The organism is Nostoc sp. (genome assembly GCF_036917515.1).
Lineage (GTDB): Bacteria > Cyanobacteriota > Cyanobacteriia > Cyanobacteriales > Nostocaceae > Nostoc.
In genome coordinates this window covers 26,263-45,465 of the sequence record NZ_JBALDE010000233.1, presented here as the reverse complement: position 1 = coordinate 45,465, position 19,203 = coordinate 26,263, and the positions used below count along the sequence as shown (strand labels likewise).

15 protein-coding genes and 1 riboswitch are annotated in these 19,203 nt (G+C 39.8%); of the genes, 5 read left to right on the top strand and 10 right to left on the bottom strand.

Annotation, left to right across the window (positions count from 1 at the left end; all coding sequences use genetic code 11):
• Positions 1-75 precede the first annotated feature (75 nt).
• The 4 genes from V7K89_RS30590 to V7K89_RS30575 form a co-directional block, all read right to left on the bottom strand.
• Positions 76-345 carry a hypothetical protein gene (locus V7K89_RS30590; RefSeq protein WP_335194037.1) on the bottom strand — a complete coding sequence of 90 codons (270 nt, stop codon included), beginning with the start codon at positions 343-345 and terminating at the stop codon, positions 76-78.
• A gap of 327 nt (positions 346-672) precedes the next feature.
• Positions 673-2,007, bottom strand: a complete 1,335-nt coding sequence (locus V7K89_RS30585; RefSeq protein WP_335194035.1) for a chloride channel protein — start codon at positions 2,005-2,007, stop codon at positions 673-675.
• A gap of 371 nt (positions 2,008-2,378) precedes the next feature.
• Positions 2,379-2,603 carry a hypothetical protein gene (locus V7K89_RS30580; RefSeq protein ID WP_335194033.1) on the bottom strand — a complete coding sequence of 75 codons (225 nt, stop codon included), beginning with the start codon at positions 2,601-2,603 and terminating at the stop codon, positions 2,379-2,381.
• Positions 2,604-2,650: 47 nt separating this feature from the next.
• Entirely contained in the window at positions 2,651-3,520 is an 870-nt protein-coding gene (locus V7K89_RS30575) for a zinc metalloprotease HtpX (protein WP_335194031.1), read from the bottom strand.
• A gap of 397 nt (positions 3,521-3,917) precedes the next feature.
• Positions 3,918-4,004: riboswitch (Fluoride riboswitch) on the top strand.
• Positions 4,005-4,099: 95 nt separating this feature from the next.
• On the opposite strand from V7K89_RS30575, the gene V7K89_RS30570 reads away from it, so the two are divergent.
• Both V7K89_RS30570 and V7K89_RS30565 read left to right on the top strand, forming a co-directional pair.
• Positions 4,100-5,437, top strand: coding sequence for a voltage-gated chloride channel family protein (locus V7K89_RS30570; RefSeq protein WP_335194029.1), 1,338 nt, complete (start codon positions 4,100-4,102; stop codon positions 5,435-5,437).
• A 342-nt stretch (positions 5,438-5,779) separates the two neighbouring features.
• Entirely contained in the window at positions 5,780-6,769 is a 990-nt protein-coding gene (locus V7K89_RS30565) for a hypothetical protein (RefSeq protein ID WP_335194027.1), read from the top strand.
• An 84-nt stretch (positions 6,770-6,853) separates the two neighbouring features.
• Here V7K89_RS30565 and V7K89_RS30560 read toward each other — a convergent pair whose 3' ends face one another.
• From V7K89_RS30560 to V7K89_RS30550, 3 genes are all read right to left on the bottom strand, one after another.
• Positions 6,854-8,089, bottom strand: coding sequence for an LL-diaminopimelate aminotransferase (locus V7K89_RS30560; protein ID WP_335194025.1), 1,236 nt, complete (start codon positions 8,087-8,089; stop codon positions 6,854-6,856).
• A 139-nt stretch (positions 8,090-8,228) separates the two neighbouring features.
• Complete coding sequence (locus tag V7K89_RS30555; protein ID WP_335194023.1) at positions 8,229-9,590, bottom strand: NAD(P)/FAD-dependent oxidoreductase; 1,362 nt, start codon at positions 9,588-9,590, stop codon at positions 8,229-8,231.
• Positions 9,591-9,801: 211 nt separating this feature from the next.
• Positions 9,802-10,725 carry a DUF4349 domain-containing protein gene (locus V7K89_RS30550; RefSeq protein ID WP_442941802.1) on the bottom strand — a complete coding sequence of 308 codons (924 nt, stop codon included), beginning with the start codon at positions 10,723-10,725 and terminating at the stop codon, positions 9,802-9,804.
• 261 nt (positions 10,726-10,986) lie between these two features.
• Between V7K89_RS30550 and ilvC the strand changes: the two genes are divergently transcribed.
• Positions 10,987-11,982 carry a ketol-acid reductoisomerase gene (gene ilvC, locus V7K89_RS30545; protein ID WP_335194021.1) on the top strand — a complete coding sequence of 332 codons (996 nt, stop codon included), beginning with the start codon at positions 10,987-10,989 and terminating at the stop codon, positions 11,980-11,982.
• Positions 11,983-12,545: 563 nt separating this feature from the next.
• Here ilvC and ovoA read toward each other — a convergent pair.
• The gene (ovoA, locus tag V7K89_RS30540) at positions 12,546-13,883 is read right to left on the bottom strand and encodes a 5-histidylcysteine sulfoxide synthase (RefSeq protein ID WP_335194019.1); all 1,338 of its coding nucleotides are present in this window, start codon (positions 13,881-13,883) and stop codon (positions 12,546-12,548) included.
• Positions 13,884-14,561: 678 nt separating this feature from the next.
• Between ovoA and V7K89_RS30535 the strand changes: the two genes are divergently transcribed.
• Together V7K89_RS30535 and V7K89_RS30530 are read left to right on the top strand one after the other, a co-directional pair.
• A complete protein-coding gene (locus tag V7K89_RS30535; protein WP_335194017.1) occupies positions 14,562-15,584 on the top strand; it encodes a glycerophosphodiester phosphodiesterase in 1,023 nt (340 codons plus the stop codon).
• An 80-nt stretch (positions 15,585-15,664) separates the two neighbouring features.
• Complete coding sequence (locus V7K89_RS30530; protein ID WP_335194015.1) at positions 15,665-16,798, top strand: DUF3466 family protein; 1,134 nt, start codon at positions 15,665-15,667, stop codon at positions 16,796-16,798.
• A gap of 257 nt (positions 16,799-17,055) precedes the next feature.
• On the opposite strand, the gene V7K89_RS30525 is transcribed toward V7K89_RS30530, so the two are convergent.
• Positions 17,056-17,751, bottom strand: coding sequence for a class I SAM-dependent methyltransferase (locus V7K89_RS30525; protein ID WP_335194014.1), 696 nt, complete (start codon positions 17,749-17,751; stop codon positions 17,056-17,058).
• Positions 17,752-17,974: 223 nt separating this feature from the next.
• Complete coding sequence (locus V7K89_RS30520; protein WP_335194043.1) at positions 17,975-19,072, bottom strand: iron-containing redox enzyme family protein; 1,098 nt, start codon at positions 19,070-19,072, stop codon at positions 17,975-17,977.
• Positions 19,073-19,203 lie beyond the last annotated feature (131 nt).

The window sequence follows — 19,203 nt, the reverse complement described above, 5'->3', positions numbered from 1 at the left end:
CAAATTAACCAAACCAATTATTGCATCTATTGCCCGAAGGCAATATATTTTAGAGGCACTATCTGTAGCCAGCTTTTAGAGAATTGGTATTACTTTAAATAATGGGTTATTTTCAAAAATATATATTAAATGCTCTGTCACATTAGTATGTACAAGAAAAAGAGTAACCAACAAAGATATGAAAGGTGTAAGAAGCCTCCAAGCCTTTTTTTGGTTTCTTATAGATATTTCATAAACCAGATAAACTCCACTAAGATCCACATCTATATTTGGATTCGTAGCTCGCCAATCATTCCAAGCTGTAACTCCCTCTGCAAGTTTATTAAGATGAATTTTATTTGCCATTATACAAAAATTAAACTAAGTAAATTAATTCATTATAGGCAATATAAATTATAAGTTTTAAACTTATGAGAAAATAAATGAGGCTGGTAATTTTGAGCAAAAGCACGATCGCAATAGGAAAAAGGGGGTAATTGCTGTATCAATAGCAATATAAAACCAATAAACTTTAAGGTGCAAAAGCTGTTGTTGATGAACTCAAAAGCCCACACTTACAAGTGAGAGAGGTGTGGGTAGTTCAGTGAATCATGTTTGGTCTACAGGGAGCGATGAGTTGCTGGTTTAGTACATTGAAAACGTTTGTAAAATTTTTTCGCCTGGGCAGCTAACTCAGGCGCTAGTTCGATCCGTAGCTTCTCTCTGGGATTTGAGTTGAGATGCAATCAGAGGGACTTTAGGGGCAAGAAAAAATCCAATTAAACTGGCAAAAAGGATCGGTGTCAAAGGACTCAAGTTGGTCAGTTTTGACAGAAGTAAAGTCGTACTTATCGGTGTGCGCGTTACGGCTGCGTTGACAGCCGCCATTGTACAAATCATCGCCAGGGTAGGATCGAGTGCTGGAATTAAGACTGCTACTGCTTTACCAATGCAAGCACCAGTGAAAAATAGGGGAATGATGAATCCACCGCGCCACCCACCTGTTACTGTAATGCTAATGGCAGCCATTTTCCCAAGAGCTAGAGTTAAAAGAAAAACAGCACTAAAGTTAGCTGTCAAGACTGAATCTAACTCTTCATGTCCAAAATAACGGGTGAGGGGTAATAAAACTGCTAAACTGCCAATTCCCACTCCTGCTAGTGTTGTGCGTACATAAATGGGAATAGGAGTTGGTGCAGAGACGCCCAGACGTGAAACAGCTTGCCAAAAGGCATCGCAGCCGCGAAAAATACCCATAAAAATCCATCCCGCTACCGCCCCGATAATTCCAAATGCGATCGCGATCGCAAAATCATCAATCCTTTCTAAGTGATACTGAGGAAAATGCCAAGTGGGCGCAATACCCAAATGTGTAATTGCTGCAAACACCAGATAGCTAGCGCAACTCGAAACAATGGCTGGCATTAAAGCTTCGTAATATTCCACAATATGCTCGTGGTGCAAAATCTCCAAAGCGAACATTGCACCGCCAAGAGGTGCGCCAAACAAAGCAGTGAAACCAGCCGCCATTGCTGCTAAACTCATGGTTCTGAGGTCTTCACCTTGGAGTTTTAAGCGATCGGCAACCCAAGTACCAAAAGAACCTGTTACCTGTACCAGTGGTGCTTCTGGGCCAGCACTACCACCTGCTGAGATGCTGACTAGAGAAGCAAGAATCATTGAAGGATTTTTGCGAACATCTAGGCGTCCGCCACGAAAATGAATATTATCAACAATCACAGCGGTTTCACCGGGATTTCCCAAAAAATGAATCACCAGACCGATAACGAAACCGCTAAGTGGCATCACTATCAGGAGGCTAAAACCCTCAAATCGCTGGAGTCTGTGAGTTAAAAACTCTAAAACATTCCAGTACAACGCTGCAAATAGACCACCAGCAGTCCCCACAACTAGCCAGCAAATCGTCCACTGCGAAATCATTAGGGGATTACGCTTTACCAGTCCAAAAAGTTGAGCAAATGTCCAGCGCTGAGTTTGATTGGTAGCGGGGGGCTTCTTTGGTAACACTGCTTATTTCCTATTTATGAAACTGAGAGTACTGAATATTTACGCTTTTTATCGTATAGGCTATTTAGTTTAGTGAATCATCTATTTCTTATGTTTGATATTGATATAGCAGTCCTAAATTAATTGTGAAAACTTCTCTTTCTTTTCTTCTCTACGAGACGCTGCGCGTTCGCGTAGCATTCTGAAGCAAAGGCAGTTCGTTAATTTTCACAACTCAAATAGGATTGCTATACAAGCTAAAGATTGGCAAATAGTTATCTATAATTAGTAAATAAACCGATTAATGCTGACAATAAAAAGGGGCGTACATCTGTACGCCCCTAAAATATTTATCTACGTAGGCGTAGCCCGCCGTAGGCATCGCACCTTCTTTAAGGAGAATAAGAGTTATTGAAGGTTTCCCAAGCAGCAATAGCCGCCTTTTGTACGCGAAAGCTGAAGTCTACGAAGTCCTTCATCAATAAGTGCCAGTTTCTCTCAGCTTCATCTTGAATTACCGCCCAAGAGTTTTCTAAGCGATCGCGTTTCATCAGTAAATTTAGAAGCTTGTATCCTTTCTTATTTTTTTGACTTTTGACTTTCCGCAGGGTGGTCATTAGTCATTTATTTCACAAAGGACTAATGACAAATGACTAATGACAAATTAATAAGTTTTTGTTGGTAGTTGTTGCTCTAATTTCAGTAATGCTGCAACTCGCATTTCTGTAGCTGGGTGACTGGAAAATAAGTTACCCATAAACTGTCCAGAGATGGAATTGATAATTAATAACGGCTCATAAGCTGGATTAACATTTAAAGGCATCTGCTTTGCTGAAGCTTCTAAGCGTTGCAATGCCCTAGCTAAGGCGCGGGGATTACCAGTTAATCTAGCAGAACCTGCATCAGCAGAAAATTCTCGTGTGCGCGAAATTGCTAGCTGAATGATTGTCGCCGCCACTGGCGCAAGCATGACAGTTAATAAAACACCTAAAGGATTTCCACCTCTGTTGTCATTTCGTGAACCACCGCCAAACCATAGGCTGTAACTAACCATTTGGGCTAGGAATGAGATCGCACCAGCCACAGTAGCAGCAACAGCTTGTGTCAAGGTATCACGATTAATAATATGGGTTAGCTCGTGGGCGATAACACCTTCAAGTTCATCATCTGGCAATATATTTAGAATACCTTCAGTGACGGCCACAGCAGCGTGTTCTGGATCGCGCCCTGTAGCGAAGGCGTTAGCACCTTGGCTGGGAACGATGTAAACTTTAGGCATGGGAATGTTAGCGCGATCGCTCAATCTCTGCACCATCCGATAAAGCCCTGGTGCTTCCCTTTCACTCACAGGTTGCGCCTGGTATACTGCTAGCGCAATTTTATCTGATTGATACCAGGAAAACAGGTTGGTTGCTGCTGCCAAGCCAATCCCGATAATCAAGCCACCAGAACCGCCAATTATCCAGTAACTAATTGCAATCAAAAGACCACTTAGCGCAGCTAGCAAAGCAGCCGTTTTCAATTGATTTGTCATCTTTTCGCTCTCCTGCTAATGCTGTATAAATTTTCTAGAAAACAGCATTAATATAAGCCACGCTTTAATTGTATCCAGCTAAACTTAGATATATAGTACAGAAAACCTATCAGATAAGTACGGTTTTCCCGCTTAACTTTTATCAATGATAATTTAGTTATTTTTGATACTTTGTTTATTGAAAAGTATGTTTATCTTTTAATGTATGAAAAATACATCTATCTCTAGCAGGAAAATTGTAAAAAAATTGTTGATCCAGGCGGAACTTCTACTCTTAGGAGCGTCACTTTTCAAGATAGGCATCACTAATGTGTAATTGCTGATAACTCAGAGGAATAAATAGTAAAACTTTTAAAGCAATACAAAAGCAAAAATGGTATTGTTGAATTAATTAAATAGTATTTATGGCGATGGAGCTCGCCAAAACCGCCTTTCCAGTACAGGTTAAATTAATAATTGGAAGGCTGATGGCTCCTACTTTCCTGACTTACTGCGGGAGAGTAGGGCTTGGCTAAATGCATTACCTGACTCCCCTGTAGAAAGTATAAGTCTACAAATCGCACCTCAAGGAGTCACGGTATGAAACAATTTCGTCAGTCTGAACCGTTTATAGCCTTACCTCACCTAATTAAATGGTTGCCCATTTCCTTTATAGTTGGTATTCTTGCTGGAACTGCCTCCGCAGCTCTTTTAGCATCATTAGAATGGGCAACTGATTGGCGAGAATCGCATCGATGGATTATTGCTTTGCTTCCCCTTGGCGGCTTCTTGAGTGGTTGGATTTATCATCAATTTGGTCGGACTGTAGAAGCTGGAAATAATCTTTTACTTGAAGAAATCCATAAACCTAAAGATATTATTCCCTTCCGTATGGCTCCTCTTGTTCTACTAGGAACAGACCTTACACATTTATTTGGTGGTTCAGCCGGTCGTGAAGGTACAGCATTACAGATGGGTGCTTCTTTGGCAGACCAGTTAACTAAAATATTGCGTTTTCAAGGAGCTAATCGACGGATTTTATTAACAATAGGTATCAGTGGAGGATTTGCTTCAGTTTTTGGTACTCCCCTAGCTGGAACTGTATTTGGTCTAGAAGTCTTAGCGATTGGTAAGATTCATTACGATGCTCTTTTTCCCTCTTTAATTGCTGCGATCGTGGGAAATCAAGTAACCTTGTTATTCGGTTTACATCATACAGCATACCGACATGCTCCCTCAATACCGCCGCTGACAATTTGGGGACTGATTTGTGCAATTATCGCAGGTGCAATTTTTGGAATTGTCGCGAGATTTTTTGCTCAAGTAACTCATAAAATTAGTCACTTATTTAAAGCAAAAATATCTTATCCTCCTATGCGTCCTTTAATCGGTGGTGCGATAATAGCAGCAATTGTTGGGTTGAGTGGAACAACAAAGTATATTGGGCTTGGTATCCCAACCATCGTTGATTCTTTCTATACTCAACTACCTCCTTGGGATTTTGCTGCCAAATTCGGTACGACTGCTTTAACTTTAGGTGCTGGATTTAAAGGGGGAGAAGTAACACCTTTATTTTTTATTGGTGCAACTTTAGGTAATGCTTTGTCGTTGCTTTTAGCATTACCTGCACCACTGTTAGCAGGAATGGGATTTGTGGGTTTATTTGCGGGTGCAGCGAATACACCTTTGGCATCAACCTTAATGGGAGTTGAACTGTTTGGTGTGGAATCGGGAGTATTTGTTGCTATTGGCTGTGTTGTAAGCTACTTATTTTCGGGTCATTCTGGAATTTATACTTCACAGCGTATTGGGTTGAGTAAGTACTCTGCTGTATATCTAGAAGAAGGGGAAACTTTAGCTAATTATGGACGACCAAAAATTGAGCCAAAAATTGATTTAACCGATAATAGCAAAGAAAGAGGAAATTCTCAGGAATAATTTCTGGATGCAATTTATGGATAATTAGGAAAGTGCGTAGTTTACTGCCGTAGACATCGCATAGTTAGAGTAGTCATGTATGTGCGATCGCTATTGTATAAAGTCAAGTAGCCACTCAATCAAAAAAAGAGGGGAAATCGTACATAAATTTGCTGGGCAAAAGGTGTCTGAAATCCTGAAGTACAAGAAAGGTAGTATAAAACAGGCTCCACTTCTGGAATAATCGCCCAGTTGGGATGAGTTTTATGAAATGTTATGGGAGGAGATTGAAGCGGGAGCAGAGGTAAATCAACCGGGTTTTAAAGTTGTTCGCAAGTTATTAAGTGATAAGAGGTTTGACAAATGAAAAATCATGGATTTGGCAAACTAGTTACCTTTCTAAATCAATTAGAACAAGAGAAAATTAGTTACACCTTAGCCCATCATCGGGATGAAACTATTATGGTGAATGTGGCTGTGCCTAGTGAACGATGGGAAGTGGAAGATCCTAGTAGTCGTGTCCTCTTGACATACCCCAATTTTGCTATTAAAGCTTTTTATTTATCTTGTCAAAACCTTGAATTACTGGAACATTCTAAAGAAGCTATTAATCAAGGTAATACTTGCTCAACAGCAGTAGCACTTTGGTTTTTGACTTGTGAATCATATATAAATGCAATTTTGAAGGCTGGGTGTCTTCAGAGTAGTACACCATTTAGTAATTATCGTGGTCGTGACTTTAAAGCCAGAATTAACGGAGTTTTCGATGTACTTAAATTAGTTAAGGAAGATTTTTATAAATCAGGAATTTATCCAAAGCTACAAGAGTTTATGGAATTTCGTAATGAGATATTTCATGATCGTAGTCTAGGTGATGAACGTAATTTTAGCAAAACAAGTTTTAGTCCAATACCATTCTTGTGTAATCAAGTGGATGTTGTTCAAGCTACAATTATTGTTCTTGAATTATGTACAGCTTTTAGAAGAGTATTACCAAACTGTGATTTAATGCCAGATATTTTTGTTGAGAGTAATAGTTCCTTTTGTTTCATAAAGTTTGATAATATGTACTCTAATTTAATACGTCCATTTTTTGGACAAGCGTTAGCAAAGCACGCCTTATCTAGTGATTTATTGCTAGAACCAATAGTATTTACACTTCCTTGTACAAAAATTATCTCAAAAGGAAGTATAAAGGTAATAAATAAAGCTTTGCCTGACTCAAAGTTTAACTTTAAAGCAAATTCAAACAATACTACGATTGGAACTAATTTGATGAATTGTGTAAGAAAAAATATAAGTTTTAATACTAGTAACCAATTTCAATTACCTAATTATATGAGTATTACCTAATATTATCTCTATTAGGTTGCGGTGGATAATACAGCCCACCGTAACCTTTAGATTAATAGAATGAGTTTAACAAAAGCGATCGCCTTACACCTTAAACTTCTCGGTAATCCGCTTCATCGCTTCTTCCACATTCTCCCGGCTGTTAAACGCTGAAATGCGGAAGTAACCTTCACCCGCAGCACCAAAGCCAGAACCAGGTGTTCCGACAACGTTGACAGTTTGCAGCAACTTATCAAAGAATTCCCAACTGGATAAACTATTAGGCGTTTTCACCCAGACGTAAGGTGCATTCACGCCACCATAAACTGATAATCCGGCGGCTGTGAGTTTCTCACGGATAATTTTGGCGTTTTCTAGATAGAAACTCACCAATCCCTTGATTTGTGCCTGTCCTTCTTCAGAATAAACCGCTTCGGCTCCCCGTTGGACGATGTAAGAAACGCCATTAAACTTGGTAGACTGGCGACGATTCCACAGTTTCCACAGTTCTACATCGGAACCATCGGCGGCTTTTGCTGTCAGCGTCTTCGGTACTACAGTTAACGCGCAACGAGTTCCTGTAAAACCTGCATTCTTGGAGAAAGAACGAAATTCGATCGCAACTTCTCTTGCACCTTCAATTTCATAAATTGAGTGCGGAATCGATGGATCGGTGATATAAGCTTCATAGGCGGCATCAAAGAAAATAATCGAGTTATTAGCTTTGGCATAGTCCACCCATGTCTTGAGATATTCCTTAGTAGCAGTGGCGCCAGTAGGGTTATTGGGAAAGCAGAGATAAATTAAATCGACTTTCTTGGAGGGAATCTTGGCGGTGAAGTTGTTATCAGCTGTAATTGGTAGATAAATTAAACCCTCAAATTCGCCTTTATCGTTGGCATCCCCAGTATTTCCCACCATAACGTTAGTGTCTACATACACAGGGTAAACTGGGTCAGTAACGGCAATTAGATTGTCATGACCAAAGATTTCTAGAATATTGCCCGTATCACACTTGGAACCATCAGAGATAAAGATTTCTGAGGCATCTATGTTGGCTCCCCGTGCTTGGAAATCTTGAGTGGCAATTTTTTCCCGTAACCAAGCGTAGCCTTGCTCAGGGCCATAGCCTTTGAAGGTATTGCGATCGCCCATTTCTTCCACAGCTTTAATCATCGCTGTGCGGCAAGCCTCCGGTAGAGGTTCGGTAACATCGCCAATGCCCAGCCGGATGATTTTAGCATCAGGATTGGCTTCTGCAAAGACATTCACCCGCCGACCAATTTCTGGAAACAGATAACCCGCTTTTAGCTTCAGGTAGTTGTCGTTAATAGTTGCCATAGTAAATATAAAAAACGCCCTCAAACAGCTTACTGCTAATTTATGAGGGCGATAACTTTGTTGTAGGGAGTGGGAAAGCAGGGGAGCAGAGGAGAGTAATTAATGCCCAATGCCCTATGCACCATGCCCAATGCCCAATTTAGATATTTACTGGCTGTTTATTAGTTTCTGATGTGTAATATATGTTGCGATCGCTAATTTGGAACTGCGTGATTGATTCTTGTCCTGTAATCAATCTTGCTCCCCGATTACGGGTGAAATAGTTCCATGCCCACTGAATCATTACTACTAATTTGTTGTTAAATTCAATTAAGAAGTAGATGTGAATCAACAGCCAAAACAGCCATGCAACGAAACCTTTTAGCTTGATAAAGCCAAAATCGACCACAGCAGAATTGTGCCCAATCATTGCCAAACTACCATGATCAGTATAAGCAAAGGGTGGCAAATTGTTACCTACAAGCCGCTTTTGGATTAGTTCTGCGACATATTCACCTTCTTGCTTCGCTACAGGTGCAACACCAGGTAGCGGTTTACCATTTTGATGAGAAAAATTTGCTAAATCGCCAATTACAAAAATATTCGGATGTCCCTTAATACTCAAGTCAGGTTCAACGATAATCCGTCCAGCGCGATCGCACTCAGCATCTGTGCGTTCTGCTAGGACTTTTCCCATTGCGGAAGCTTTCACACCTGCTGCCCATAATACTGTTTTTGAAGCAATTTCTTTAACTTCATCGCCTTGTTTAAGAGTAACAATATCATTTTCAATATTTGTTACCAATGTTTTTGTCTGCACAACTACACCCAAGCGCCTTAGAGATGCTTCCGCTTCTTGTGATAACTCTGGTGCAAAGGGTGGCAAAATTCGCTCCAAACCTTCTAATAGCAAAATCTGGGCTTCTGAGGTGTCGATATTGCGGAAATCTTCTTTGAGAGTTTGATTTGCCAATTCTGCGATCGCACCCGCCAACTCTACACCAGTTGGGCCACCACCCACAATTACAAAAGTTAACCAAGCGCGGCGTTTTTCTGGATCGGTTTCTTTTTCTGCGGCTTCAAACGCTGAAAAAATCCGCCTACGCATTTCTATAGCATCTTCTACAGTTTTCAAGCCGGGAGCAAATTCTTCCCAGTTATCTTTGCCAAAGTAGGAATGCTTCGCACCTGTGGCGACAATTAACGTATCGTAAGGTATTGCTTCGTCGCCCACAATCACTTTTTGCGCTTCTGAATCGATATTGTTCACCTCTCCCAGCAGCACTTTCGTATTCTTGCTTCTGCTGAGGACAGAACGCAATGGTGAAGAAATATCAGCAGGAGATAGCGCACCTGTGGCGACTTGATATAAAAGGGGTTGAAATAGATGAAAGTTACGTTTATCAATTAGAGTAACGTTTACTGCCGCTTTGGCAAGTGTTTTTGCTGCATAAAGTCCACCAAAACCACCGCCTACAATTACCACATTATGAGGTGGAGTATTGTCAAGTGAGCTTACCATAAGAAATATTATTGTGTACGCCGACTATTGTAACTATTCTTAACAGATTTGTATCAAAATTGTCATCAGATATTTTGTATTGCTGTTTACATTTAAAAAAGTATTAAAGTAATCAAGACTACAGGATAAAGAAAATTTTTAGGCGAAAGGTACAGACAATAAGAGTTTGGAATATTTAAATCCCTCTTTATCTATGTAGATTTATAAAAGTTTAGTCAGAACTAGTTGACTCTGGTGTTTGTGCTAAACGTGGTGAATGAGTTCGCCGCCAACGCCTAAAGCCATAGACAAGAGCAGCAAAAATTAACAAATAAGGGCTGTAAACAATTAACCAAATACCCAGCTTGAGTAAGCCAACGGAAAATGCCCTCAAAGAATGGGTAGAGTTGTTCCAAGTTTCTTGAACTTGCAAACCCAAGGCAGGTTGGGGACTAGTGCTAGAAACTGCTGCTTCTAGGTTGAGCGTAATAGTAGAATATGCAACTTGATTTTGTAGGTTTTTAAGTTGGGCATCAATTTGTTCTATTGTTTCTCGGACATTACTCAATTCTTGGGCAACACTAAGCACATCTCTCACAGAACTTGCCCGATCCATAATTTTTTGCAAATTGGCTTCCGTTTTTTGCAAATTCGTTAATCTAGCTTGGAAATCCACAAGGCGATCGCCTACATCTTCGGCAGTGATATTACGACTCTCAAGAGTGCCCAATTTAGCTAGTTGTTCTAGAGTAGGTTCTAGCCGATTCTCTGGTATCCGCAATTGGATTGTTGCTGTGTAACGCGGGTTGTCGTTTTTGGGTTGTTGTTGTTTCAACCCGATTAAATCTCCTTGCTGTTGATTGATAATTTGCGAAACGGCATCAATAGTCCGATCTACAGAGTTGACTCTCAAAGAGATTGCTGCCTTTTTGATGAGTTGGGGACGAGAACGCGGTGCAACTTCCGCCTTTTGGGAAAGATTGCTTTCACGAGCAGGTAATTGATTTACCGCACCATTGGCTGCAATTTGAGGTGCAGATTGAGGTGCAGACTTATTTGCCGTCTGTTCGGAAGAGGCGCAACTGGTGAAAATCACCCCTCCCAATAATGCACTTATAAATAAAGCAGATGTACGCGGTAATTTAGTCGTATACATAATCTACCCCCAGATAGATGAAGTTAATCCCAGTATTACTGAAGAAAAACTCAAAATCGGGATTGTTGCGATTTATGTAACAGGGTTAGTCATTTGTCTCCAGTCCCCAATCCCCATTACCCCTTATCCCCAGAGGGAGCCCCACCTTCCCCAGTCCCCAATCCAAATTGAATGATTGATAATTCATCTGTGCTACTCAATTTGGGGTACAATCGTAAGCCTGCCAAGAAATGACGATGCTTGCTGACAGGAGATGCTTCTATGGCCCGGATGTATTATGACGAAGATGCCAATTTAGACCTTTTGGCTGGAAAAACTATTGCTATTATCGGCTATGGTTCCCAAGGTCATGCCCACGCTCTCAATTTAAAAGATAGTGGTTTGAATGTGATTGTGGGGCTATATCCGGGCAGTAAGTCAGTTGCAAAAGCCGAAGCAGCTGGGTTAACTGTGAAAAATGTTGCAGATGCTGCCAATGCTGCTGACTTCATCATGATTTTGTTACCTGATGAAGTTCAAAAAACGATTTACAAAAACGAGATTGAACCAAATCTAGAAGAAGGGAATGTGGTAGCTTTTGCCCACGGCTTCAATATTCACTTTGGGCAAGTTGTACCACCAGATAACGTAGATGTGGTAATGGTAGCACCAAAAGGGCCGGGGCATTTGGTACGGCGGACTTATGAAAGTGGTGAAGGCGTACCAGCGCTGTTTGCAGTTTATCAAGATGCCAGTGGTCAGGCACGCGATCGCGCCATGTCTTATGCTAAAGGTATCGGTGGTACTCGCGCTGGTGTTCTGGAAACGACTTTCCGCGAAGAAACCGAAACAGATTTATTTGGCGAACAAGCGGTATTGTGCGGTGGTTTGAGTGCTTTAATCAAAACCGGATTTGAAACTTTGGTAGAAGCTGGTTATCAACCAGAATTGGCTTATTTTGAATGTCTGCATGAAGTCAAGCTGATTGTAGACTTGGTTGTGGAAGGTGGTTTAGCCAAAATGCGCGACAGTATTTCTAATACAGCTGAATATGGAGATTATACGCGTGGCCCGCGGATTGTCACCGAACAAACCAAAGCTGAAATGCAAAAGATTCTCAGCGAGATTCAATCTGGACAATTTGCGCGAGAATTTGTTTTGGAAAACCAATCTGGTAAACCAGGATTTACCGCCATGCGTCGCAAAGAAGCTGAACACAAAATTGAGGAAGTTGGTAAAGATTTACGCGCTATGTTTAGCTGGTTGAAAAAGGCTTAAGCATTGAAGTTGTACCTTCATTAGTCTAAACACACAATGGCTTAGACTTCTTGTAAAAGTCAGGAAAAGGTTAAGGGGAAAAGATGAAAAGGATAAAATTTTCCCTTACCCTTTAATTAGGAGTAAACCAAGTCTGACCCGAAATTCTTTACTGTATCTTGCTTTGTCCCAATTTTTTTGTTTTCTTAACTTGTTTAGGATTAAGTAAAGGGTTGATGATGTCTTCAACTTAGTCATTTTAGAAGTAGAAACTTCTCAAATGAGAACCCTTCGCGGGTAGCTCCTTTGAGGTTAGCTCTTACGAGAATTGTTGGCTCCATAGACACCACATAACGATATAGCAATACTTTCTTTCAGTCGTTGATACACCCAAACACCCACCAAAACCACCTACACCACCCACGTTATCAAGTCGATCTCGATATTGTTTAACAGCAAATAAAATACCTGCTGAACAATTGTACAACTAATAGCGATCTTGAGATAAAATTCGATCTCAAAACAGAAATTCAAAATTTTTTGCATCTCTGTAACCTTATAGTATGTGACTAAGGCATATTTTGTTAATCTTTGATATCTTGAACAATCCGAAAACCAGCATGCTGATAAAAATTGGGACGGAACCAGTTGCGGTAATATTTTAAAGCTTCTGTACCATTAGTTATCCAACATCCTCCTAACATCATTTGATGTTTATCATCAAAAAAGATGGCAGAATTATCTTCATAAAGAAAATGGGGTTGATATCCTGGAAGCGGATTTAAGTTATTACTCAACCATTCCCAAACATTACCACGCAAATCGTATAATCCTGAAGAACTTTTGGCTGTTTTTAACATCCCAACAGGACTAGGGGAGCCAAATTTTAAATTGAGATTATAATTTTCTACATTATCTAATAAACTATTACCATAAGTTGCTAAATGGTATTCTGGTTCACTCATTAAGCGAGTATCTTTCCCTTGCCAACGACAATAAGCCATTGCTTCATAATGATTGACTTCCACAGGCCAATCTAGAGGTAAGTCGATTTCATCAAACATGGCTCGATATTTGTAGCTACCATTTTCATGTAACCAAAATTTCGGACATTGAATATTGTATCGAGTTTTCCAATTCCAAGATTTTTCATCCCAATACTCTTGATTTTCGTAGCCACCAGCCTTAACAAAATAGATAAAATCGGCATTGGTAATTAGATATTTACTGGCGAAAAAGGGTGCAACTTCAACAGTGCGATCGCCATAATCAATATCCCATCCATAAGTTGAATCATCTAAGGCTTTACCAAGTTTTACTACCCCACCAGCAACTTCTATCATTTTGTTCTCGGAAGTATAACCATTAAAAGGGGCATATTGCCAATTTTGAGGACGTTTTACTCTCTCAATTGGTAGTTGGCGAATTAACATCGAAGAAGTTTCAATGTGAATACGTTGGTGTTCAATCCCCATCATTAAAGCCCAAAGGGGATGATTGGGATGAATTGGCAGAGTAATTGGGGTTGTTTTAATTAGCTTGGAAATTACAGAATATGCTTGTTCTCGATACTTCCAAGTTTGTGCAACTTGTGGCCATTCCAGATGAGCGATCGCCGCATTCAACTCCTCTGGCTTTTCTGGATCTACTCCAATTTCAAACAATATTTCATACTCTGGATTGAGGCGTTTTTCTAATAATCCCACCTGAATTAATTTATTGATGTAGAAAATAGCCGAATGTCCCAGATAAAAAATTAGAGGATTTCTCAAAGGATCGGGATTGAGAGAAAATGTCTCTTCCCCAACTAGACTTTTCAATAACATATCTTCCAGCTGCCAAGCATTCTCAAAGTAATCGAGGATAACTTGGTTATTACAACTATCAAGTTTTGGAGGTTTAGCAGATTGTAGATTATTCATGGTGTAACTAAGTTGCTGTTAAAGAACAATAAAAAAATTAATTATATAGAAAGCCGATTTACTTTCTAAATTTACTTGCATAGATAGAAAATAATGAGACTCTTAAATATGACAGATTTATTATTTAATAGCAATACTTATTGTTCAATAATTAGGTTTTTTTATAGTACTATAAGTTCATCGATTTAGTGGTATTACTATGGCAGATTTGATTAATTCAATCTTTGTTGAATAATTCAGCTATCAGCCAATAATTAATTCAGTGGGAATAAACGTAAGTATATTATTTAATATAAAAACTTTTTAAACTCTTATCAACAAAAAATTAAACCCTCTTTAGACAGTTTTATTTGTCTTGACTTACCCAGAGTTAAACTAAAAAGAATTTTAGGTTGAGTAGCGATCGCAAGATTAAAAATACTTGTTTTATAGTTTCGATAAAAAACTAAACTGTATTAAATTGTGAGTTTTTCCGAATCTAGATTAATGTATTGGATTTGGATTTATCTATCTTTGATATTTATTAACGCAATCTCGTTAACCCAATACGGTTGACAAACTGGTTGGTCAAGTATATTTACTAGTTGATGTCAGTGGCTACAGCATCAAATCCTGATCGCGTACTGCTTCTTTACGACATACTACGGATAGCTTTCTTCTGTGTAAGTGGGTAAAGTAATGACTACAACTTTGCAAGATACATCTCCAATTATCATTGCACACCGAGGTGCTAGCGGCTATCGTCCAGAACATACTTTAGCTGCTTATGAGTTAGCGATCGCACTAGGGGCTGATTATATTGAACCTGATTTAGTTTCCACCAAAGATGGTGTTTTAATTGCTCGTCACGAAAATGAGATTTCTGAAACCACCAATGTTGCAAGGTATCCAGAATTTACTCACCTGCAAACCACTAAAATAATTGATGGCGAATCAAAAACTGGCTGGTTTACTGAAGACTTTACCCTAACAGAACTGAAAACACTACGAGCTAAAGAGCGAATTCCCCAACTGCGATCGCAAAATACCGCCTATGATGGACTCTTAGAAATTCCCACGCTGCAAGAAATCATCGATTTAGTTAAGGTTAAAGGTGGCGAAATTAATCGGGCGATTGGCATTTACCCAGAAACTAAGCACCCAACTTACTTTCAATCTATTGGGTTAGCCCTAGAAGCACCCCTACTTGCAACTTTAACAGCCAACGGTTATCAGGGATCTAACGCACCTGTTTTTATTCAGTCTTTTGAAGTAAGTAATTTACAAGATTTATCCACAAAGACTGATTTACCTCTAGTGCAATTGCTAAATAACAGTGGCAAACCTTATGATTTTGTCGTTAGTGGCTGTGAACGCACCTATACAGATTTAGTCACAGCATCAGGTTTAGCAGAAATTGCTAAATATGCACAGGCGATTGGGATTCATAAAAATTTACTGGTTCCTAGAGACAGCAATGGTAAATTGCGTAGACGCAAAGCGGCTTGCCGCCAGACATCGCCTACATCTTTAGTCATCGATGCTCATGCGGCTGGTTTGCTAGTTCATGTCTGGACTTTCCGCAATGAAGACTGTTTTTTGCCACTGGATTTTCAAGGAAATCCTCAAGGTGAATATGAACTATTTTTCAACTTAGGCGTTGATGGCGTATTTAGCGATTATCCAGATACGGCAGTTCACGCCTCTACTGTTCAGTGGTAATTTGGTAAAGGAATAAAAAATCATAGAAAAGTAACATGGTTCTACTTAAATGGAAATCCCATATAATAACAGCAATAACCTTGACTGCAATCAGTCTTACTGCATCCAAGTCGGCATTGGCGGTATCTTTATACTCACTTACTGACTTAGGTAATCTTACTGGAGAAGCTTACAGTTACGCTACAGATATTAATAACTCAGGTGAGATCGCGATTAATACTTTAAGTGGTTCTTTTTTTTACAGCAATGGTTCGCTCCAAAAAATTAGTCCCTTGCCTGGTGATACTCAACTTGGAGTGACTGGTATCAATAACTTAGGGCAAGTAGTTGGTAATTCCATTGGTAAGACCGACAGTGATAATAACGTCTTTATTTACAGTGGTGGAACTACGCGAAATACTGGTCTTAAAGGCATTCCTTATGCTATCAATGACTCAGGTGAGGTAGTTGGCGGTACAACTGGTGGCGGTATATTCCCAAAACTTGCTTTTCCTTTCGGAGCCGCTTTCCTATACAACAATGGTACGACGACTATTATTAACAGTAACTTAAATGAAAATTATGTTGCCTATGGCATAAATAATCTAAGTCAGGTAGTTGGCATTTTCGGTTCTTCCGGCCGAGCCTTTTTATCCGACAACGGTATAATCACTAATCTCGGTACCTTCCCTGGTGACAGGTACAGTCAAGCAAACGATATTAATGACTCAGGACAAGTAGTTGGTAGTTCAGCACTCACTGGCGTAAGTGATAGTCGTGCTTTTCTGTACAGTTCTAGCACGGGACTCCAAGACCTCGGTAGGTTACGTCCTACAGATTTGTTTAGTACTAGTTTGGGGATCAATAATTTGGGTCAAGTAGTCGGGTTTTCTGGCACTAACAATAACTTTTTTGCCGCAGATGGCAATGGTTTACGGACTTTTCTTTATAGTGATAACACTCTGTACGACTTAAATGACCTGATTGCTCCTGGTTCAGACGCTGGCTTTACCTTGACAGCAGCGTCTGCCATTAATAATAATGGACAAATTGTCGGTCGTGGTGCAGTTAATGGTGAATTACACGCCTTCCTCTTGACGCCAATCTCATCTGTCTCTGTAGCTGAACCAACTTCAGGCATTCCTATTTTGTCGTTTGGTGCTGTTGTAATTTTGTTTGCAACGTTCAAGCGCAAAACTCACTCTAGCAATGCAGCCATAGAACAAACAAGTTAATACAATAACTTCAGGCAGAGAAAATGATTACTTGGAAATATGCATTTATAAAAATGCTTGTTGAAAATCTTTGAAATATGTCTCTAGACCGTGCTTCGAGACACATCGTACTTTAACCTGAGTTCGGGATAAGCTGAAACCTTGATTTTGTCGTTAGTTTTGACAGTGTGAAACCCTTATTCTTTCATCCAAACGATCAAATTTGAGTCCTTAACCCGAACTGAAGTTACTTTAGGCAAGGGATGACTTTTCGATTTTCACAAACTAGTCATCACCTGAGCTAATTGATTAGATAAATCAATTATAGACTCCTGGCATTTTTTGAATAAAACTCCAGCTAAAAAATAATAATTGCCAGAATAAAATGCCATCTGATTTTTTTGGAGTTTTTCGATGTGCTTCTTTACCTTAGGATCGGAGCTATAGTAGCCAAACTGCAAAGGTAACACCATGAAGTTTTGAACATAATAACCATTCTGCTTTGCTAGGTTCAATGTATTTATTGGATTAGAAAAGCTAGATATTAAAACCAACACATTTTCATAACCTAACGATAAAAGCTCGTTGGTAACTGTAGCTCCATCTACACCCCCAAATAAGAGTGGCATATAAATATCGTTATCTGGTGCGGGAAGATAGGGTGGATTGGCTACAAGATACTCAGCATCGGGTTGAAAAGAATTAAACAAAGATGAATTATGGATAATGTATTTATTAGTGAGATTGTATTCATCAATGGTTGAATTTGCGACTTTCCAAGCAGAAGTATTTAATTCAAATCCCTGGATGACTCCATCAAACTTGTTTCTCAATAAGGAATTAATTACAGGGCTGCCATCTCCTGAACCAAACTCCACAATAGATTCAGAATTTTGACAATTTCTGATCACAAAGCTTTCTAAGCAGTTGGAGTAGAAATTAGATTCTTCAGGGCAAAAAAAGATATCTTTCATTTGACTGCACTTCCAAGTGTATGGTATAATCAATCTAATAAAAGGTTATTTATACCTTGTATTCAAGCAATAAAAACTATTCTTTTAGCAAAAGGTTGCTAAAAAAATGTATTTGCAGGTGAATTAGCAATAAAATGACTTAAATAATGTAATGTCGAATTAAAACGCTAAGAATAACCTGCTATTTATAATTTTTTCGATTGAGCAAAGCGAGTAAAGCGGCTTATTCTGCTTCGCGTATTGATCGCATAACAGCACTAGCGGCGCGATCGCCCATTCGTTTTTCCTGGTCATAGCCAAGCAGCAGTTCCCACGCATCATTGGGATACCGTTCTGCCAAAGGCAAAGCTACATCATCTAACATCCAACGACCGTGGCGTTCATCTTCCCTGATGTGTAATTCCCAATAACCCATCGCCGCCTCTGAGAGTCCCAAGCGTTGCGCTGCCGCCAGATAGTTCTTGTAAGCCGCAGGACCAGCCACCTCAAAATATGTCAACGCCCCACTGTAACGTAGGAAATAGCGTTTGCGATCAGTGGTCAAAAAGTTATGATTATCGCAAGCTAGGACTTCCCAAGGCACTAAATCAAAGTATCCTTCTGGTTCAGTGTTCATCCCAAACTCAGCCAGCATTTGAGCAAAAAATGTCGAGTGCTTGCGAGATAAACGACCGTTGCCGTATTCTTCTAATAGTACTCGCACCAGCGTACACTGCACTTCATTAGCAGCACCACCCAATACGTAGCAAAGACGACTACCTTCAACCAAACCATCAAAGGAGCCGATCGCTAGCAAGTGACGATAGCCAGCTTCAGTCATTTCCTCACGAATGTAGCGGCTATTCTCCGACAAAGGTGGATTTAAATCGGCTGATGCACGCTCAATTAAAGCTTGTTTTACATCCAATTGTTGCAATGCAGCCACATCGATTTGTGCCAATTCCCACTGTTGCCAAGCAGCTTCAATTTGGTCGCGACAAGAGTATAAATACAGCGATCGCTCATTGTTATAATGCCGCAAATCGTCGTACCAAAACAGTTTTAGCCGATTAATTCGATAAAGTATCCGTTGGAGAAAACGGTGAGCCTGTTCATCAGAGCGATCATTTCCATAAGCAGCGCCAATTGCCATAGAGAGCGTTTGTTCAAACTGACTAGCTCTTGCAGATTTTACATCCAGTTGATTGTCCAAATCCTCCATTGCTAGCAGTTCTATGAATTGCTTCTCAGCACGGTCGTACTGGGTAATTGTTCTTTCTTCTATTTGCGTGCTATTTTTCGCCGCCCCAGCTTTAGGAAATATAACTAAATTGCTTTGCATGGAATCTTTGGTAGCTTTGGAAGAAAAGTGAGAAATTACTTTCACCTCTAATACTTAAGTTTCCATACCAGTAGCTTTGTGTACATCTTTCCCTGGTTATAAAGGAAGATTAAGTTTCAAAGGAAAGGGGA

Bases quoted from the DNA above. Each gene is read 5' to 3' on its own strand.
- V7K89_RS30535 (WP_335194017.1), top strand. From the start codon at position 14,562: ATGACTACAACTTTGCAAGATACATCTCCAATTATCATTGCACACCGA.
- ovoA (WP_335194019.1), bottom strand. From the start codon at position 13,883: ATGAATAATCTACAATCTGCTAAACCTCCAAAACTTGATAGTTGTAAT.
- V7K89_RS30550 (WP_442941802.1), bottom strand. From the start codon at position 10,725: ATGTATACGACTAAATTACCGCGTACATCTGCTTTATTTATAAGTGCA.
- ilvC (WP_335194021.1), top strand. From the start codon at position 10,987: ATGGCCCGGATGTATTATGACGAAGATGCCAATTTAGACCTTTTGGCT.
- V7K89_RS30570 (WP_335194029.1), top strand. From the start codon at position 4,100: ATGAAACAATTTCGTCAGTCTGAACCGTTTATAGCCTTACCTCACCTA.
- V7K89_RS30565 (WP_335194027.1), top strand. From the start codon at position 5,780: ATGAAAAATCATGGATTTGGCAAACTAGTTACCTTTCTAAATCAATTA.
- V7K89_RS30525 (WP_335194014.1), bottom strand. From the start codon at position 17,751: ATGAAAGATATCTTTTTTTGCCCTGAAGAATCTAATTTCTACTCCAAC.
- V7K89_RS30575 (WP_335194031.1), bottom strand. From the start codon at position 3,520: ATGACAAATCAATTGAAAACGGCTGCTTTGCTAGCTGCGCTAAGTGGT.
- V7K89_RS30580 (WP_335194033.1), bottom strand. From the start codon at position 2,603: ATGACCACCCTGCGGAAAGTCAAAAGTCAAAAAAATAAGAAAGGATAC.
- V7K89_RS30520 (WP_335194043.1), bottom strand. From the start codon at position 19,072: ATGCAAAGCAATTTAGTTATATTTCCTAAAGCTGGGGCGGCGAAAAAT.
- V7K89_RS30560 (WP_335194025.1), bottom strand. From the start codon at position 8,089: ATGGCAACTATTAACGACAACTACCTGAAGCTAAAAGCGGGTTATCTG.
- V7K89_RS30555 (WP_335194023.1), bottom strand. From the start codon at position 9,590: ATGGTAAGCTCACTTGACAATACTCCACCTCATAATGTGGTAATTGTA.
- V7K89_RS30590 (WP_335194037.1), bottom strand. From the start codon at position 345: ATGGCAAATAAAATTCATCTTAATAAACTTGCAGAGGGAGTTACAGCT.